17 protein-coding genes are annotated in these 17,401 nt (G+C 64.9%); 6 read left to right on the top strand and 11 right to left on the bottom strand.

Going from position 1 to position 17,401, the window contains the following annotated elements:
* Positions 1-63: 63 nt before the first annotated feature.
* The 5 genes from ACIBI9_RS40150 to ACIBI9_RS40130 are packed head-to-tail and all read right to left on the bottom strand — an operon-like array spanning position 64 to position 2,950.
* On the bottom strand, positions 64-225 hold the full coding sequence (locus tag ACIBI9_RS40150) for a hypothetical protein (protein ID WP_397230377.1): 162 nt from the start codon (positions 223-225) through the stop codon (positions 64-66).
* Between the two features lie 12 nt (positions 226-237).
* Positions 238-564 (bottom strand): hypothetical protein, encoded by a 327-nt coding sequence (locus ACIBI9_RS40145; protein ID WP_397230375.1) that lies wholly within the window; start codon positions 562-564, stop codon positions 238-240.
* Positions 565-573: 9 nt separating this feature from the next.
* Positions 574-1,272, bottom strand: coding sequence for a DUF2637 domain-containing protein (locus ACIBI9_RS40140; RefSeq protein WP_397230373.1), 699 nt, complete (start codon positions 1,270-1,272; stop codon positions 574-576).
* Between the two features lie 21 nt (positions 1,273-1,293).
* A complete protein-coding gene (locus ACIBI9_RS40135; RefSeq protein WP_397230371.1) occupies positions 1,294-2,628 on the bottom strand; it encodes an FtsK/SpoIIIE domain-containing protein in 1,335 nt (444 codons plus the stop codon).
* Complete coding sequence (locus ACIBI9_RS40130) at positions 2,621-2,950, bottom strand: hypothetical protein (RefSeq protein WP_397230369.1); 330 nt, start codon at positions 2,948-2,950, stop codon at positions 2,621-2,623. The genes ACIBI9_RS40135 and ACIBI9_RS40130 overlap by 8 nt, the downstream gene beginning before the upstream one ends.
* Positions 2,951-3,098: 148 nt before the next feature.
* Here ACIBI9_RS40130 and ACIBI9_RS40125 point away from each other — a divergent pair, with 148 nt between their 5' ends.
* The 3 genes from ACIBI9_RS40125 to ACIBI9_RS40115 all read left to right on the top strand — a co-directional run bounded on the left by ACIBI9_RS40125 (position 3,099) and on the right by ACIBI9_RS40115 (position 5,304).
* On the top strand, positions 3,099-3,464 hold the full coding sequence (locus ACIBI9_RS40125) for a winged helix-turn-helix domain-containing protein (protein ID WP_397230367.1): 366 nt from the start codon (positions 3,099-3,101) through the stop codon (positions 3,462-3,464).
* A gap of 545 nt (positions 3,465-4,009) precedes the next feature.
* Positions 4,010-4,741, top strand: coding sequence for an AAA family ATPase (locus tag ACIBI9_RS40120; RefSeq protein ID WP_397230365.1), 732 nt, complete (start codon positions 4,010-4,012; stop codon positions 4,739-4,741).
* Complete coding sequence (locus ACIBI9_RS40115; RefSeq protein WP_397230363.1) at positions 4,738-5,304, top strand: guanylate kinase; 567 nt, start codon at positions 4,738-4,740, stop codon at positions 5,302-5,304. The genes ACIBI9_RS40120 and ACIBI9_RS40115 overlap by 4 nt, the downstream gene beginning before the upstream one ends.
* Here ACIBI9_RS40115 and ACIBI9_RS40110 read toward each other — a convergent pair.
* Both ACIBI9_RS40110 and ACIBI9_RS40105 read right to left on the bottom strand, forming a co-directional pair.
* Entirely contained in the window at positions 5,292-5,585 is a 294-nt protein-coding gene (locus ACIBI9_RS40110; RefSeq protein ID WP_397230361.1) for a hypothetical protein, read from the bottom strand. The genes ACIBI9_RS40115 and ACIBI9_RS40110 overlap by 13 nt on opposite strands.
* Entirely contained in the window at positions 5,582-5,800 is a 219-nt protein-coding gene (locus tag ACIBI9_RS40105; protein WP_397230359.1) for a hypothetical protein, read from the bottom strand. The genes ACIBI9_RS40110 and ACIBI9_RS40105 overlap by 4 nt, the downstream gene beginning before the upstream one ends.
* A gap of 127 nt (positions 5,801-5,927) precedes the next feature.
* Here ACIBI9_RS40105 and ACIBI9_RS40100 point away from each other — a divergent pair, with 127 nt between their 5' ends.
* Together ACIBI9_RS40100 and ACIBI9_RS40095 are read left to right on the top strand one after the other, a co-directional pair.
* Entirely contained in the window at positions 5,928-6,179 is a 252-nt protein-coding gene (locus ACIBI9_RS40100) for a GntR family transcriptional regulator (RefSeq protein WP_397230357.1), read from the top strand.
* Between the two features lie 34 nt (positions 6,180-6,213).
* On the top strand, positions 6,214-6,687 hold the full coding sequence (locus tag ACIBI9_RS40095) for an NUDIX hydrolase (protein WP_397230355.1): 474 nt from the start codon (positions 6,214-6,216) through the stop codon (positions 6,685-6,687).
* A 566-nt stretch (positions 6,688-7,253) separates the two neighbouring features.
* Here ACIBI9_RS40095 and ACIBI9_RS40090 read toward each other — a convergent pair.
* The 4 genes from ACIBI9_RS40090 to ACIBI9_RS40075 form a co-directional block, all read right to left on the bottom strand.
* Entirely contained in the window at positions 7,254-10,076 is a 2,823-nt protein-coding gene (locus tag ACIBI9_RS40090) for an ATP-binding protein (protein ID WP_397230353.1), read from the bottom strand.
* Between the two features lie 55 nt (positions 10,077-10,131).
* Positions 10,132-12,846: a DUF1156 domain-containing protein gene (locus ACIBI9_RS40085; RefSeq protein ID WP_397230351.1), complete on the bottom strand. Its 2,715-nt coding sequence runs from the start codon at positions 12,844-12,846 to the stop codon at positions 10,132-10,134.
* 1 nt (position 12,847) lies between these two features.
* Positions 12,848-16,339: a helicase-related protein gene (locus ACIBI9_RS40080; RefSeq protein ID WP_397230349.1), complete on the bottom strand. Its 3,492-nt coding sequence runs from the start codon at positions 16,337-16,339 to the stop codon at positions 12,848-12,850.
* An 80-nt stretch (positions 16,340-16,419) separates the two neighbouring features.
* Positions 16,420-16,797: a transposase gene (locus tag ACIBI9_RS40075; RefSeq protein ID WP_397230631.1), complete on the bottom strand. Its 378-nt coding sequence runs from the start codon at positions 16,795-16,797 to the stop codon at positions 16,420-16,422.
* Between the two features lie 170 nt (positions 16,798-16,967).
* Between ACIBI9_RS40075 and ACIBI9_RS40070 the strand changes: the two genes are divergently transcribed.
* Complete coding sequence (locus ACIBI9_RS40070; protein WP_397230347.1) at positions 16,968-17,192, top strand: hypothetical protein; 225 nt, start codon at positions 16,968-16,970, stop codon at positions 17,190-17,192.
* Positions 17,193-17,401 lie beyond the last annotated feature (209 nt).

Here is a 17,401-nt window from a genome sequence, read left to right as displayed (position 1 = left end):
CGGTGAGGCCGGTGCCGTTGCAGGTGCAGCAGCAGTAGCGAGCGAGTGCGGCGTCCATGGTGATCACCGGTTGTCGCGCGGAATAACGCGGACGTAGACGCGGTACTTGCGCGGGTGGGCGCGGTCGGGAAACGCCCTGGACATCGCGGTGACGGTGAAGACCTCGCGCAGGTGGATCATGCCGAGTGTGATCTCCGCACGGTTTCCTTCGAGGCGAATACGCATATTGTCGGTCTCCTAAGCGTTGGGCTCGATGCAGCCCTGGTAGCTGCTCTCGGCGTCATGACGGGCACGGGCGGCGGCGGGGATCGCCACAGCGCGGTATGCGACTGGTCCGAAGTGGACCGAGGTTGCGTAGTGGCCGTACGGGGAGTGCTCGGACTCGATGCGGGAGCCGAGGAGCGCGGCGATCCGGTCGATCTCAGCGCATAGGTCCTCGTCCTTGCCGCTGTGCGGGAAGTAACGAAGGGTGAGGCCGGACGAGACGGGCACATCCGGGTGAGCTTCCAGGAAGATGGCCAGGTTGAGCAGGCCATTGATGAGGGCTCTGCGGTGGTCTTGCATGGGTCTCCTTCAGGCGTTTTCTGGTGTGTTCCGCAGAGTGCGGAGCAGGTCGGAGGCGAGTTGGTTGGACACGCCCAGGCGTGTGCGGAGTAGGTCGCGAGTAATGGGCTTGCCATGCTTGGCGTGGTGTTCGGTGGCGACACGGCGGGCGTAGTCGATCAGTTGCGGGTCGGGCGTGGGTCCGTCGTCCTGACCGTCCTCGTCGGCGGGGACGAGGGCAGGACGGTCCGCAGGTGGGACGGCTTGCGTCCGGTCCGGGACGGACGGGGACGCCGTCGCCCAGGACGAGGACTTCTGCGGGACGCCCCGGAAAGGTTCGGTACGGGTGGCGGTGGCGCGGCGTTCGAGCATGGAGACCGCGACCAGGAAGGCGCCTGCCGGGGTGGCGGCGGTGATCCAGCCCCAGACGGTCGGGGCGGCCTGTTGCAGGTTGGCAGCCAGCGAGAGGACGATGCCGCCGGTCAGGACGAGGACGGGCCAGGAGACCAAGCCACGCCGTACTTTGCCGGTCTTCCTGTCGTGCTGGCGTTCACGGGCTGCCATGACGCAGGTCAGGTCGATGCAGATGGCGATGGCCCAGGCCATCCAGCCTTGCTGGCCGTTCTCGGTGGCGGTATCGCGGATGTGGGTGAAGGAGCCGGCGCCCGCGATGGCGGCCAAGATGAGGACGGGTCCGGTGTCGAGCAGCCAGGCGGCGAAGCTGCGCATCTCGTTCCTCCTCTCGATCGGTCAGGCGGTCTGCGAGTCCGGCGTTTGGTGAGGCTGTGCCGCCATGACCTCGTCCCAGGACGGCGCGAGGCCGGCGTGAGAGCGGGCGGCGTGTTCGGCGGCGAGTTCACTGACGTAGAAGGAGCGGGCGCGGTACCACTGGCCGTCTTGTGAGGCGACGATGGCGACGCCAGGTGTCTCAGCGGCGATGGCGCGAGCCGAGTCGAGGGCGGCGGGGTCGAGGTCGCCGAGGGTCATGGTGGCGGTCTCGGGATCGTTGACCCGGTGGCAGATCCGGCCGGAGCACTGGGCCCGGAGCGCGGTGACCCCGGGGCCGAGGTCGGAGCCGATGCGCTGCCCGCAGCAGAACAGGTAGATGCCGAACGCCCGCCCGAGCTGCGCCACCCGCAGCAGCGCGGTCGAGGTCTTGGCGATCTCGTCCTTCTCCGCCTTGTCGGCCATCAGGTAGAGCTCGGCCAGCTCGTCGACCAGGACCACGACTGGTATTGGGCGCATGCCTGGCGGGAGCTGCCAGATATTGCGTGCCGAGGCCATCCGGCACACGCCCATTCGGTCCGTCATGAGCGCCACCAGGTCTTCCAGCAGCCCACCGCACTCGGCTCGGGTGGTGGCCAGTGCGGACAGCCGGGGTGCGTACGGAGTGAACTCCACGCCGCCCTTGAGGTCGAAGCCGACCAGGGCGACCGGTTGCGGGGCCAGGCCGACGATGAGTGCGTTGGCGAGGTTGGACTTGCCGGACTGCGTGGCCCCTGCGTTGATCCAGTGCGGGACGGTCTTGAAGTCGACGACCCACGGCCCGCCTGTCTCTAGCCGTCCCACGGTGACCTTGAGCAGTTCGGTGGAAGGTGGGAGTTCGTCGACCCTGACCAGCGGGTCACGCATGGTGGCAGCCAGGCGTACCCGTCCCGGCTTGTCGGACGAGACGCGCACGGCGTGCACGCCCCAGGAGTGAGCCAGTCGTTCGGCGACGTCGGCGTAGTCGGCCGGGATTTGCCCTTCCAGGGTGTGCAGAGTGACGCGCCACCCGTGCCGGGTGGGCATGGGCAGCCACATAAACGGTGCGGTGTCCACGGCGATGCGCTGAAAGCGGCGCCTGACCCGGACGACACCGGTCGAGGCCACCAGGCCCGGCACGGTGGTGAACCAGAAGCGCTGCCGCTTCTTGGTCAGGCCGCAGCCGAGGGCGACCTTGCGCCAACTCGCTCGCACGCTGATGGCCGTCAGCGGGAAGCCGATGGTGAGCCAGAAGGAGCGGTAGTGCCAGCGGCGCCAGGCCCAGAGCCCGGCCGCGGCAGCGGCCAGGACTCCGAGCATCGTGAGGAACTGGTCAGACATTGGCGGCCTCCTGCTGCGGGAGCAGCGCGGTCGCCCGGTAGGAGATACCCCACTTACCGGCGATCTCCCAGACGTAGCCGAGCAGGCCGACGGCGTTGACCTGGTCTCCGGCGGTGATAGGCGGTTCGCCGGTGATGCCGATCTTGACGAGTTCGATCCGGCCGAACTCGTCTTCCACGGAGACAGTGACCTCGTAGACGGTGTTGCCGTTCTTGTCGGTCTTGATCTCGCCGGTGTCGCGGTTGAGCACGCGAGGGCGCGGGGCCTTCACGCAGGTGATGGTGAGCTTGCTGGTGTCCACAGGAATGGGGACGGTGCGCATGGTGTGCTTCTTTCGTTCGTTCGGACTCTTGGAATACATAGAACGCTTAGGATTCTAAGTTGTCAAGGGCTTCCACGAAGACTTGGTTGGCATGTCGTGCGGGCTGTGCTGAACTGGAGGGGCACGCAACCCTCGCGGAAGGCACCGGATGGTCGAGAAGACCGGTCGCCCCGGCTACCTCCAGATAGCCGACGACCTTCGTACGCAGATCAGGACGGGCTCACTCGCACCCGGCGCTGCGCTGCCCTCGACCGCCCAACTGTGCCAGCGTTACGACGTGTCCGCCAGCGTGGTCAAAGCGGCCATCAGCGTGCTTCGCACCGAGGGCCTGATCGTCGGACAGCAGGGCAAGGGCGTGTTCGTCCGCGAGGACGCCGCAGCGTCGGCCGAGGCGCCGGCCTCGTCGGAGGTCATGGAGCAGCTCGCTCAGATGCGGAGCACTCTGGCGACTCTCGGCGAGCGGATCGCGGATCTGGAGAAGGCCGTGTTCCAAGAACCGAAGCGATCTCGCTAACCCGGCAGGCCAACTCCTCCATTTCCGACCGAATAGCCTGAAGTTCGTTGATGATCTGCTGATTTTCGGTCACTCCCGGCACCCCTTTTCTAATCGGTCACTATCCCGGCGGGATGCCGTTAGTTCATCGCGTCTTGACGCTGGTGAGTATCACGGAGCGTTAGCTAAGCTTCTTCATTGCTGCCTGCACGGCGGTTACACATGCGCTTACACATTGCGCTCCCCTCAAAGTGCGCAAAAAGGATGCGATGAAGACATTTCACCGCCCCGGATGGCAACCTCTAATCCTGCGCCAGCACCGCGAAGCGCACGGGCTCACCCTCGAAGCTGCAGGTGACCAGCTTCGCCAGGTCGCCCGCCGACACGGCCTGAGCGCCCCAGCCGCGAATTTCCAGACACTCTGGGCACACGAACAAGGATCGGTATATCCCGGTCCTCACTACCGAAGAGCGTACTGTCTCCTATACCAGACAAATGAAACCACGCTGGGTTTCCGACTACCGCTCCCCGGTGAAATATCCGAAGTGGAAAATTCCATCTCGGATTTGCCTCAGCCCACCGACCCCGCCACTGACAACGCCGCCGCCCAGGTGATCGAGAACACACTGCTCAAAGTTGCAGGCGCCCCGTCCAACGCCGAACAGAACGCACTTCTCAACCGCGTCGTGGACGCCTGGCGCCGCCGCCACGGGCAGGGCAGCCCCAAGCCCATCCTCACCCTCGTCGGCGGCTACGCCGGATCGGGCAAGACCGAATTCTCCCGCTTTCTGTCCGACATCACCGGCTGGGCCTTTCTGGACAAGGACTCCCTGACTCGCGCCATGGTCGAACGCCTGCTCATCTCTCTCGGAGGCGACCCCCACGACCGGCACACCGAGCTCTACCTGAGCGAGGTCCGCCCTCTGGAATACCGGTGCCTGATGGAAACCGCGTTCGACAACCTCAAGGCCGGAACCTCGGCGATCCTGTCGGCGCCGTTCATCGCCGAACTCGCCGACCCTGACTGGGTGTGCCGGCTGACCAACCGGTGCGCGGCCAGGGGCATCGACGTGGCGGTGGTGTGGGTGCGCTGCGACGCCGAATCCATGCGCGAGTACATCGAGTTCCGCGGAGCCGCTCGCGACGCCTGGAAGCTCGACAACTGGGAGTCGTACGTCAGCGGCCTCAACACCGAGAGCAGCCCCTCCACGGCGCACATCACTGTGGACAACCGGCTCGGCGCCGCGATCAGCCTGGCAGACCAGACCCGTGAAACCCTGAAACGGATCCTCACATGATGGGCGTCGTGCTGTACGGGCCGCCTGCCAGCGGCAAGAGCACCACCACCATCGCCCTCGCCGAACTCGACCCACGGTTCACGCTGGTACGCAAACTCAAGACGGGGAACCGGCGCGGCACCGAATACGACTTCGTCAGCACCGAGGAATTGGCCAAACTACGGGCCGAGGGACGGCTGATGGTCGAGTCCCAGCGCTACGGCAACACGTATGCCATCGACCGCGACCAGGTCGACCAGTTCACCGGCACTGGTCGAGTGCCGGTCGTCCATCTGGGCGACATCCCCAGTATCCGCCGGCTGGTGCAGGTCGCCCCGTGGCTCGTCGTCCTGCTCTGGATTCCGCGCGAAGTATGCGAGCAGCGTTCCCGGGAGCGCGGGGACCACGACACCACCCATCGGCTCCAGGCATGGGACGAGGCCCTCGCCGACTTGCGCGCCAGCGGCAACGGCCTGTTCGCCCACCGGATCCGTACTGACCAGGTCACGCCAGAGGAGATCGCCCAGCAGACGGCGGACGCGTTCTTTGGGCAGCAGGTCATGGCGGGGAGTCAGCAGGCCTGACCCGCCAGAATCTGCGACCACAGCTCCCGGGCAGCCCGCGCTTGCATCCACGTACTCTCTTGGACCTTCGCAGGGTCCTCCCCGGTGAACTTCCGGACGAACCACAAGCCGGCCGCCGTGCAGAGCTCGAACATCGGGTACGTGCACATGCACGTGTGCTCGCGAACCCGCAGCAGATCAGCACGGCGCAGGGCCCGAACCCAATCCACCCGGACGGCTTCCGCATGAGGGGCGGGCACATGCAGGCCGTGATAGTCGAAGTGCGAGGCCGGACGGCTCACGACCTCACCACCATCCGGGCCTGATCCTCCAGCAGTGAAACGAGCGCGTCCACATCGTCCGCGCTCACCGTCTGCCGCAACCCCTCGTAGATGTCGACGTTGCGGAGTTGGACACCGCGCCGGGTCGCATAGAACACGCCTGCGTCACTGCAGAAGATTGACCAGGCAGGGAACTCGGCGCGAAGAGCATCGATGTCGTAACTAGGTGTTGCCATACGGGCAGCGTAGAAGTTGCCCGACAGCCTGTCTACCCCTATAGGCCCCACGGGATAGCTAGGGGTACCGATAGATCCATATAGGCGACTGAAGACCCGTGGCGTCCCCTTTCTACCCTTGGTGTTTGTGATTGACTTCGAGCCGGATCGCCCTCGCTGGCAGCAGATCGCCGACGTGCTCCGCACCCGCATCGGCGATGGCGAATACCCGCCAAAGTACCTCGTCTCGGAAGTTCGCCTCGTCCAGGAGTTCGGCGTAGCCCGCGACACCATCCGCAAGGCAATCCGCCAACTGCGCGACGAGGGTCTGATCTACACCGTGCCGAACCTCGGCAGCTTCGTCAGCCCACCGACCGACGCCGAACCTGCCGAAAACTGAACACCGCAACTCGCCCTCGATAGGCTTCCGTAGCGTGAGCAGGCGGATCGACTACCACGACGACCCGAACGCGCCCGAGCCGAACAGCCTCGTACCGTCCGTCAACGTCGTTGTCACCAACGAGGCCGGCGACCTTCTCCTGATCCGCCGTACCGACAACGGCAACTGGGCCCTCCCCGGCGGGGCAATCGATCTGGGCGAGTCCATCCCAGCAGCTGCCGTACGGGAGACGAGAGAGGAGACGGGGATCACGTGCGAGATCACCGGCATCGTGGGCACCTACAGCGATCCCAAGCACGTCATCCTCTACACCAGCAACGGCGAGGTCCGGCAAGAATTCTCCATCGTGCTCACCGCCTGCGCCATCAGCGGCCAGTTGACTCCGAGCGTCGAGTCTTCGGAAGTGCGCTGGGTGCCGCGGAAGGAGCTCGACAGCTACGATATGCACCGCTCGATGCGCATGAGGGTCAGCCACTTCCTCCAGGGCGGCAGCCCACACATTGGCTGAGCCGGGCCCGACCAGGGCGGAGGGCATCAAACGCCATGGAAGCGACAGCCCAAGGCGGCAAGCAGCGGTTCACAAGCATGCCTTCGACACGATGGTCAACCCGACGAACACGACCCTGCCGCCCGACCCGACGGCCCTATGGATGAGAACTTTCTCTACGTCTTCAAGGGCAGTCCGCCTGCGGCGGCCTGCCGCGCGTCGGGCGGTCGCTGGCCGCGCTGCGGCTCTTCGGCCGGTCGCGGCCCGCGCCGCCACGCGCGAAGTCACCCACAGCCCGCATCGCTTCCCTGTAACAAATCTCCCGTTTCACAGGTCACTCAGAGGGCTCGTCGACAGCGACGGCCGTGACGATCGCTCACTTCGCTACCCAGCGACGGTGGCTCGGGCGATCGGCTGCCGCGGCCCGACTTCGTCGGCCCTTGCCACCGGATGAGAACGTTGCCCAAATGGGAGTGGGAGGGAGACGTCTTCGCTGGGGAAACGCATGCCGTGCATGGCTCGGGACCAGCTACATCTACATGGCAAGGGCGACGAGGTGCACACAGCCGTAGAAAGCCCTCCGGCCGCTATTGGAGCAAGATTGTGATTTCTTCTGTTGCTTCTTCCAGCGGTTCGACTAGCCCCTTGCGGCACTCGATGGCGTCAAACTCACCCTCGGCAACAATTTTGATTTCGACCCGCACGTTACCAGATTGTTCGCGGAGCCAGGACAGGGCCCTGCCGAGGTTGAACAGTTCGGGTTTAGCGATGACGGCCGTGATATCAGCTGTGCGGATGATATTGCGCGGAGTACCGGGGCTAGTCTCTCCAGTGTCGCTTTGCCTGGGAGTAGCTGTGTTCTCCTCGGGCTTCGGTGGCCCAAGAGGGTCAGCGATGAATGGGGAGTCGGTCGGTTCGTCTTGCGAGACGGGGGCCGTATCAGGGGGGGTTTCCAGGCATTCGCGGACGTAGGGCTCCCATAGCAGTGCCGCGTCGGAGGACAGATCGATCTCGTCGGGAGTGACGCGGTCTTTAAAGCGGACCTGTCGTTTGTCGCGCGGAGCGAGTTGGTCTGCGTGTCTAACCAAGCCAACGACGTAACCAAGTTCCCCCTCAGAGATCGCTTTGGCGATCGTCCCTGCGATGGCCTGCTTGTCCCACAACTTGGTGAATTCGAAGAAGCTGTAAAACCAGTCGACGAGGTCGGAGCAGAGTACGGCCCGGCGGTCGGGGCCAAGGCCTGCCAGCGCGATCAATTTGGAGGAGGTGAGGGAACTGAAGACGCGTTGGCTGAGTGCTTCGACGACGCGTTCGTGTAGGGCTCGTCCGGCGACCAGGGTAGTGCGCAGGTCAATCCGCTCCAGTTGGTAGGGACCGTCCCCAGACCTGGCCTTGGTCGGGACGATCACCATGCTGTAAGCGACGTTGAGCGCGGCCGCGCAGTCTCGGCGGGCGCTTGCGGCCTTGTCTTTAAGCTCCTCCGCTTGGGCAGTGGTAAACCCGTATTTGTCGGCCTGTCGCAGGAGGGAGTCAGCTGCGGCGCGTGTGCGCATGGCATGGCGAGCACGGTCGAACTGGGCTTTGTCGGGGAGGACGAGGGCCAGACCATTGCGGTACCGACGAGGAGTGCCCCGACTGGCCTGCTCAATGAAAGTCGCCGGAGGTTTGCGCTCTTCCGACCAGTCGGGATGAAGGTAGGCCACAGTGAAGCGGGACTGTTCGTCGGCGATACCCGCCGGTGAGTCAGGCCACAAGGCCACTCCGGTGCTGCCACGCAGCTGCAGTTCCAGTTCCGCGCGGACGCCAGCCAGCACCTCGGTTCCCTCAAGCTTGTCGGCCTCATCCTTGACGAGCTTGGTGAGGTTGGGAGTGGGCTCGAACCGGTAGCGACGGCCGGTGTTGTGCAGGTAGAGGGCTTCCTCCCGCAGGTCGTGCAGTGCCGAGATCACGACGTTACGGTCGAGGCCGGGTACCAGCACGCTTTTGACCAGGTCGGTTTCCAGGACGCCGCGGTCTTCACCCTCCCGGGCACCGAAGCTGTACAGCATGATCGCACGGGCGACGCGGGTGCCGACTTTGAGCTGCTCGATCAGTGGGCTGTCCGCACCGAGCCGGCGGTCTACGGTTGCGGCACCGGAGCGGTGCGCGGTGATGTCGCTGGATACGACTGAGGTGTAGCGTTCACGTTCTCCAACCTGAGAGAAGAACGCACTCCGGGTGGCCTCATCAGTGAAGTCGATGTCGCCCGGTCCAATGAGCGGGCTGTCGGCACCGGAGGTCCATTGCGCGTGCACGGCCGCGGCGAGGAACTGCAGTGCGCCGCGGGTCCTTTGATAGGACACCAGCGAGCCCCACCGGTGGTACATCAGGTCGAGCAGGTCGGGGTGGAAGGGATAGGCGGCGATGACCCTCTGCTCGAGGGTGTTGGCAGCGACATCGGCTTCGCGGCGTGCGTCTCCGGTCTCGGCGGAGGCCAGCAGCTGGCGCCGCAGCAGCTGAGCGTAGGCGGCAGCAACCTGATGGTGCATGTCAGGATCGCCAAGTTCGGCGAACAGGCGGCGTTGGACGACTCGTAGAACCTCGTCATCAGCAACCGGCTCGCGTTTGGCGTCAACGCGAGTGACGAGTTTGTCGAGGTCGCTGAGTAGTCCTTCAGAACCGACGGCTTCGCCGACGCTAGCCTGGAGGCTATAGACCATGGCCGCATTCGGCTGTGAGCTGATGGCCTCGGTCAGCGCCTGGACGAACAGCATGGCCTGGCGGCCTGCGGTGGACTCGGCGCGCTGGACGGCCATCGCTTTTTCGACGTAGACCAGAACCTCATCGAGCAGGATCAGGGTCGGACGGCCCGCGAGCATCTGCCGTAGCACGTCCCCGCCGGGTGCGGCACCGGTACGGTCGTGCTCAGCGACGAGGTCGTAGCAGCCGAGCTGCGCGCCGAGTTCGCCCCACAGGGTGTGAGTCGCAGTGCCGGTCGCCGTCATGGGGCTGAGCGGATCGAGTTCCTCACCAGAGAGGACTGCGATCTGAACGGGGCCAGGGTCAGGCAGGTCACGCAGGCTCGCGCAGGAGGCCAGCGACGCCTCACGGTCACGGACCAGATGCAGCAGAGCGACCAGACTGTGGGTCTTGCCACCGCCGAAAGGTGTGCGCAGCTGCAGCACATGCGAGCCGGTCCCTCCGGCCAGCACGTCCATGATGTCCGACAGCAACCCGGCCATCTTCTCAGTCAGGTAGGTGGCCTGGAAGAACTTTCCGGCGTCGCGGTAAACCGGAGCAATGCCCGGCCGATGGCGAAAGACGCCGGCGAGGCTCGCCGCATACGATCCCATATCGAGAACGCCCGCGGCCACGTCGTCGTGCGGGCGTACTAGCTGCGTCCATGGCGGCAGGCGGTAGCTCGAGCTCACGGCGAGTTTGCTCCCTTTTATTCGCTTTTGTCGCTACGGTCGGTGGCTTGACGGATCAGAGCAATCCGCGTTCACCGACGATCGTCCTCCACGAGACGAGCAGCCGTTCGGCCGCGCTGGCCTCCCTGCTCTTAGTCGGCTGGGAGGCCGAGCGTAGTGCGCGTCCCGCTAGAGCCTGAATGACCTGACGAAGCGTGACGATATCGGTATTGACGGACATGAGGTAGGGGCGAACGTCGGCGGGTCGGTATTCGGCTTGCCACAACAAAGCGTGGGCGACATCGATGAGGGGAGGAGGGGTTGTGGAATCGACGTGATACAGCGGCAATGAGCCGCTGGCATCGGTCTCGGGTTTGCCGAGCCGCGCATCGTGGCCTCGTTCTTCGAAGTCGCGCAGCAGGATGTTGGATTTCTCTTTGGCGACCAAGGGGTTACTGCCGCTGGTCAGCCCACCGGGCCCATCTAGGTCGGCGCCAGTCATCCGTGCGAGGTTATTGGCCTCGTCGAAGGGGACGGTGCCGTAGCCGTAGGAGTATTGGGCAGCCACGTAGTAGCGAGTGGCCGGGTCGGCGGCCGACAGGGAGCCGAAAATAGCGTCCAGGACGCGGCTTTGGACCATCTCCAGGAACGTCTCAGCCGGAAGCGGCTCTCCGTTGTCCTGTTCGACCCGCTCATAGTGGGTCAGGGCGCGCAGTCCGGCGCCGACGGTGGCAATAACGAGGTCGGAGCCGGTGATGCCGAGTTCCTCCAGGCGCTTGAGACGCTCAGTGATGATCTCGCCGAGTTCAACCATGATGTCGGCCTCACTGCCCACGCCAGCGTCAGTGGGTCGTTTGCGGGCGACGAGGAAGATCGAAGAGGCGAGACTGGCGGTGCCGCGGCCCACGGCCCGCTCGCGCATCTCGGTGTCCAGGGGCCAAGCCTCGGTGATGGTGAAGCCTGCGCCGCGCAATGCTTCCACGAGGCTGGACCAACCGGAGGTGGTCTTGTGGGCGTACACGCACACCAGCGGCGCACCTGGCTTCAGGACGCGGTGGGCTTCGGTGAAGGACCGACGCATAAGGTCTTCATAGTGTCGGCGGGCGGCGTCCTTGTCGCCAGCATGCCGGTAGGCGGCCACGACCGCCTCGCGGCGTTTGGGTGTGAGTTCGCCGCCGAGATCGGTCGGGTACAAGAACCCAACTGACCGCTTGAGCCATACGTAGAAAAAGTCCGACAGGTCGGCGTAGGAAATGTTGTCGTAGTAGGGCGGGTCGGTGATGACTGCGTCCTGGGAGTTGTCCGGCAACGGGAGGGAGGTCGCCGAGCCACGCACGCAGGTCACGGATGCTGGCAGCGCGGACAGCTGCTCGATGAGGTCTGCGGTTTCCTTAAGGTATTTGCGTACATCGCCGGAGGCGCCACCGAACGGGTTGGCCTCGTAGAAGTCCCACACCATGGGCAGCGCCTGGCGAGCAAAGGTGTTGGTACCACCCTCATTCTTGGTATCGAGCCGGCACAGGCTGGAGCAGCGGTCGGCAACACGGTTGAGCGCCATCGCGAGGGCGGTCGCCATCGCTGCGGCCCGCATGGGCTCCATGCCCTGAGCGACGGCTTGGTCGTGAACAGTGCGGATCCCAGCAGACAGAGTGCTCAGGGCCAAGAGCTGGCGGGAGGTAAACAAGTCCCGGTAACGGGAAAACCCGTACACCATGCATGTGCCGCCGGTGATGCGCATCGTTGCGGGCAGCGGCTCATCCAGCGCCTTAATAGGCACCTCAACAAGCCGCTTGCGGATCCCGGTCTCATCAGGCAGCTCGTACTGGCCGACCTCCAGATAGCGGCGCCCGCGTTGGCCAGGAGTGGTCACAATGGCGGCCAGCGGCGCGACACCCATCCGCCCGGCACGCGCCTCACTCTTGACGTAGTCGCCGGTCACCGTGGCGCCGCAGATCCGACAGCCAACCTGGCCTCCCCGCGAGCCCTCAGCCGGATCAAACCCTAGGGCGCTCTCTGTCGTTGCGGACACCACCTGGTAGGTCACCGTGAGAGCTTCGCGATCGGCGACAGGCCGCAAGGCGACATAGCGTCCCTTCTTGCGGCCCAGCCAGGTCTGCCGGACCAGGTGGGCTTCGTGCTCGGGCATCGCGGGGTTGGGGCAACGCACGGTGCGGGTCCACAGATAGGCCAGCGGAAGTGTGCCCTTGGATTCGCCGTCAACGGAGGGGAAGATCCTCTGCTGGCCAGCCAACTCATCGACTGAGGGGTACAGGTCGGCAAGCTCCCTCCAAGCCGCCTCGACCCACTTGCCGCCCCAGTGCCGCACGTCATCTGCCAGACCGAGGTGAACTTGAGGGAACTCCAGCAGCGTTCGTTCGATAAGATGCGCGACCGGGTTCAACTCGTTGGCGGTGACACGGCAGCCCAGCCGCAGCGCCTCCAACGGGATGGCGCCGCCCCCGGAGAACAGGTCAACGACCGCAGGGCTTGTGCCGCCGTTGGCTGCGATGAGTTCGTCTCGGGCGCTGCGGATTGTGTGGTCTTCCTTGCCCCAGGTGCACAGGCCCTCGAAGAACGCTGACTCCTCCTGCGGGGTGCGAGTGCGGCCTGCAGCTGGGACTAGGGCGGCATAGACCGCAGCGCGGGAGGCGGCCAGCGGGCGGCGCGCCCACCACAGGTGGAGGGATGCCGGGTGCCCGAGTCGGCCGCCGACCTTCTCGCTGGCGCTGGTACGGCTGATCACGTCGATGGGGATGACATCCTCGATCAGCCGCTTGTCGTGTCCCTGCACGCTAGTCCTCTCGCTGCTCTTGCTGTGCGTCGTCGACCGCGTACGCCCGGATGCTCGGGCCTGGGACGCGGTACCCGGTCACTTGTCGGATCTCGGTCACGTTCGGCAGCGTGTGGAACGGGTCCTGCACACGCAGCAGCACAGGGGCCGTCGTGGCACTGTAGACGACGTACAACCAAAACCCAGCGGCCCATCGCTGGGCGGCGTACCACTCAGTGCGGTACAAGCCCACGTCTCCAGTGGCGCTGTCTCGGCCCTTGACCTCGATCCGCCGGACTTGGGTGGTCCCATCAGACAGCGTTCGGGTGGAGCGGATGTCAAAGCCGCTGCCGTCCATGGCAGCCCCGACATACACCGGATCCCAGCCCTGTTCGCGCTCGAACGCCATCGCAACATCCACAGCCGCCTGCTCAACCTCCTTGTTGCTGGTACGCAGCACGTCGATGTCGGGGTCATTAGGCCGCCGCGGCGGCAGCACTAGGGCGCTGCCCAAGTGGGTGACCTTGCCTGCCCGCACAACCCCGAGTCGGCTCAGCGACTCCAGCTTGGCCGCCCGCCGGTGCTCGAGTTCTTTCAGGTCCCGCTCAGCGTTACCACGCAACAATCGGTAGGACTCATCCCCTGCAGCGACCTTCCCGTCGTATATGTCCCAGCGCCGCTGCAAGCCGTGCTTCTGCGCGTTCATCGCCTCAGATAGGTAGGCCGAACGGAGTTTGGCCTGCTCCAGCCGACTGGCTCGCTCGGCCGTAGTGCGCGTTAGTTGGACCTGCACGCGCAGCCAGTCGGCCGCGGACTTGATTCGCCCCGGTGAGGATGCTGCCATATCAGCCTTGTGCACCGCTGAGGAAGGTGCTGGCGTCAGCATGTGCAACACATCGGCGGGTCCGCGCCGTAGCCCGTCCTCGTCCTCGATCACGGCCACCACTTCAGCGAACACCAGCTCAGGCCTACCGTGCAGGTCTTCGCCGACGACCTCATAGCTGAACAGGTGTGCGAAATAGCGCGCGGCCGCACGTGGGTCGACATATGCCGCTGTACCCTGCGGTATTCCAGCTGCGGCCAAATCCCGCTCGAGTGATTCGACCAACGTCGCGAACAGCGGATGCCCTGGAGAACACAGCGCTGCGTCCTCGTGCTCGGCGCGATCGCGATCAGACTTGCGGAATGTCAGCTTGCGATATTCCTGTTCGGGCCGGCCGTATCGGCCAACCGCACGAAGAGACTCGGTCCTCAGGCTGGCGGGCACATGCTCGATCCGCAGCAGATGGTCGGCGCGGCCCTCGACCCGTAGCTTCTGGCGGGCCGCGGCGCGCAGGAAGAACGCCTCAACGTACTCGGGCATCAGCCGACGTTCATCTGATATGAAGTTCTGACCGCGCACCCATTCGATGTCAACGTACTTCTTGGCCAAGGCGATCCCGGTGTCTCGCTCGTACTGTGCGAGCTTACTGGCGTCCAGCCGGTTGATCGCGGCGATCGCCGCGTCCCGGTTCGCTCGGGTGGGGTTGGCCAGGGTCTCCTTGACCAGCCGCTCGAAGTCCACGCCGTTGATGGTGAGAAGCTCTCCCAGCACGTCATACACCCGGCCTCCCAGATCCGCGCGCATGGCCTCAAGCCGAGCATGCAACCGCGCCAGCAGCTCGCCTTCCACCGTGTTGGTGGCACAGAAGTTGAAGATCCAGCAGTCGGCGCTCTGTCCGATCCGGTGAACCCGCCCCATCCGCTGCTCCAGTCGCACCGGATTCCATGGCAGGTCGTAGTTAATCATCAGGTGGCAGAATTGGAGGTTAATGCCCTCGCCCGCGGCTTCAGTGGCGATGCAGATCTGCTTGTCTTGCCGGAACTCTTGCTGGATACGCTTGCGCTCCGCAGGAGCGTGCCCGCCGTGAATCGTGCACACCGAATATCCGCACCGGGTCAGTTCTGCGGCCAGGTATTCCAGGGTGTCGCGGTGTTCGGTAAAGACCAGCAGTTTGCCGCGGCCATCCCGCAATTCGTCGAACTCCGCCTGCTTTAGGCAATCCTTCAACGCCACCAGCTTGCGTTCTTCACCCAGCGTCCGGACCTGGTCGGCGCTAGCGACGAGCCTGCGCAGCTCGGCCACCTCAGCGCGCAGCTGCGAGATCTGGTACGCGCCACTCACTTCGGTGGCAAGGATCTCATCAGCCCGCTCATCGATGTCGTCGTCAGTAGTCTCCCCGTCGTCGATGAAGTCCGAGTCCGCCGGCATTCGGCCGAGCATCGCTAGGCGGAGGCTACGTTCTGTCGGGCTCAGCCCATTCAGCTCGTCAGCCAGCATGGCCAGCCGGTTGGCTCGCTTATCCAGCGACGAACGGATCGCACCCAGGCTGGAGGCCAGGCGCCGTTGCAGCACCGTGCGGGCAAGCGCTACCGCGTTGCCTCGCGTTCCGCCGGTCGCTCCCAGATAGGTATTTACATAGTCGGTGATCTCACGGTAGAGGCCGAACTCGGCATTCGACAGCTGGAAGGGCTGCGTGCGGACATGCCGTTCAACGAACAACGGGGCGTTGCGCTCATCAATCAGATCCTCTTTCTGACGCCGGAGGAAGTACGGGTTGTCTGGGCTAGAGATCTGTTTCTTCACCAGATCAGGCGATGCGAACTGGTCCGGGTCAAGTAAACCCAGGAAATGTGTGAACCGGTCTACATCCCCCGAATGCGGAGTGGCGGTGAGCAGCAGGACTCGATCAGCTTGTCGAGAGACACCCTCGATCAAGGAATAACGCTTGGTCTTCACTACACGCTCGTCCTTGCCGCGTTTGGTGTAGGCCGACGCCTTATGCGCTTCATCCACAATCACCAGGTCCCACCGCGCCCGCAGCAGGTCGTCGCGGACATCGTCCCGCTTAGCAAAGTCGATGCTGCTGATCACCAAAGGGAACCGCTGCCACGGGCTGCGTCCGAGCTGATGGCGGACCTGCTCCCCCGACACGATCTCAAACTGCTCGTCGAACTTGTCAAGCATCTCGTCCTGCCACTGGGTGGTCAAAGGCGCCGGCGCCAATATCAGCACCCGTTCCACCGCGCTGCGTAGCTGCAGCTCCTTCAGCAGCAGGCCAGCCATGATCGTCTTGCCTGCTCCGGGATCATCAGCCAGTACAAACCGCAGCCGGGGCTGGGGCAGCATATGCCGGTAGACCGCCTCGATCTGATGAGGAAGACCCCGCACCCCACTCATGGAGACCGCGAACAACGGATCGTGGGCGAATGCCAGCCCGATGCGCTGCGCCTCCGCCCACAAGAACAAGTCCTGCGGATCGACCAATGCCGTCGAGGGCGCTGAGCGGGCCAGCGCCTCCTCCAGCTCGCTCCCCAGCGCCTGCGTCTCATCCGGTACGCCATCGGCGTGGCGGACTCGAACCAGGTACACATCCGAGCCGATCAGCTCCACATGCTCGATCCGGACCGGATGCGCGAAATGCCCCTCAAGCATGATCAGACGGTTCTTGACGCGCTCGCCCAAGTCGCTCACCCGGAGATCCCCTCTCCATGACTTCCGCCGATGTCAGGGCTAACGTAGTCCATTGCGTCACGACCGTCTCCACACCCGCTTCACGGAGCAGATAAATCCCCCAAACGCCGCGATCGCCTGCCAGTGGCTGGTCGATCAGGCTTTGGAGTGATCGGGACGAGAGCCCAGCGACTTTGGTGTTGGTGAGTTCCAGTGGTTGATTGGGCAACGAAGGTTGAGTGCGGCGGCGCGGTGGTGGAGCCAGCGGTCGTTGGCGTGGGTACCGCGGTAGGTAGGCTGCGGTTGCCTCGGGCGACCAGCCAGGCCATGGCGCTTTCGACCATGGGCCGCCAGTGCCGGTAGTCGGCGTGCCAGGCCGGGTCGGTGGCGGCCTGGTGGCGGGCTGCGGCCTGCAGATCATGGTGCGGTCGGATGGTGACGACACTGCCGGCCTTGGCAGTGGTGCAGCGATCCTGCAGAGGGCAGTCGGCATAGTCCGGTGACGGTGGCGCCCGAGGGCGAGGCTAGGACGACGGTATGGGCGACGGGGCATGGTCACCGTGCCGGCACTGCTGTCGATGACGAAGCCGTCCAGGGTGAACCCGTCGGCCACGGCGGGCTTGAGGGCGGGTGATTTGATCAGCAGCTGGTGTCCGGCTGCGGTCAGGGCGGCGCGGAATGCGGCACTGGCGTAGGCGGCATCGGCCAGAATCTGCAGGGGACCGCTGTCGGCGTCGAGCAGGTCGGGAGCGATGGCGGCCTCATGATGGCGGACCCGATCGGCCGTAACTTTGTGCTCCCGAGGCGGAAGCAGGAAGCGCTCGACAAGCGCGGGTACGAGCTCATCGCGTACGTGCCGGCTGAGGAGGGTTGACTATATCTGGCCACCATCAGCGACATCGCCTCGCGTCGGGTGGTCGGCTGGGCAACGGCCGACCACTGCATACCGATCTGGTCGCCGAGACCCTGCAGCATGCGTGTGCACGCCCCCGTCCTATCCGGACAGACGATCTTCCATTCGGCCCGCGACCGAGCAGTGCACCAGCACCGTCTACACCAACTGACCGCGTCTATCACGTCGTT

This window comes from Nonomuraea sp. NPDC050451 (genome assembly GCF_044458585.1).
The sequence above is the reverse complement of the archived record's forward strand: the minus strand, read 5'-3'. Positions and strand labels throughout refer to the sequence as shown.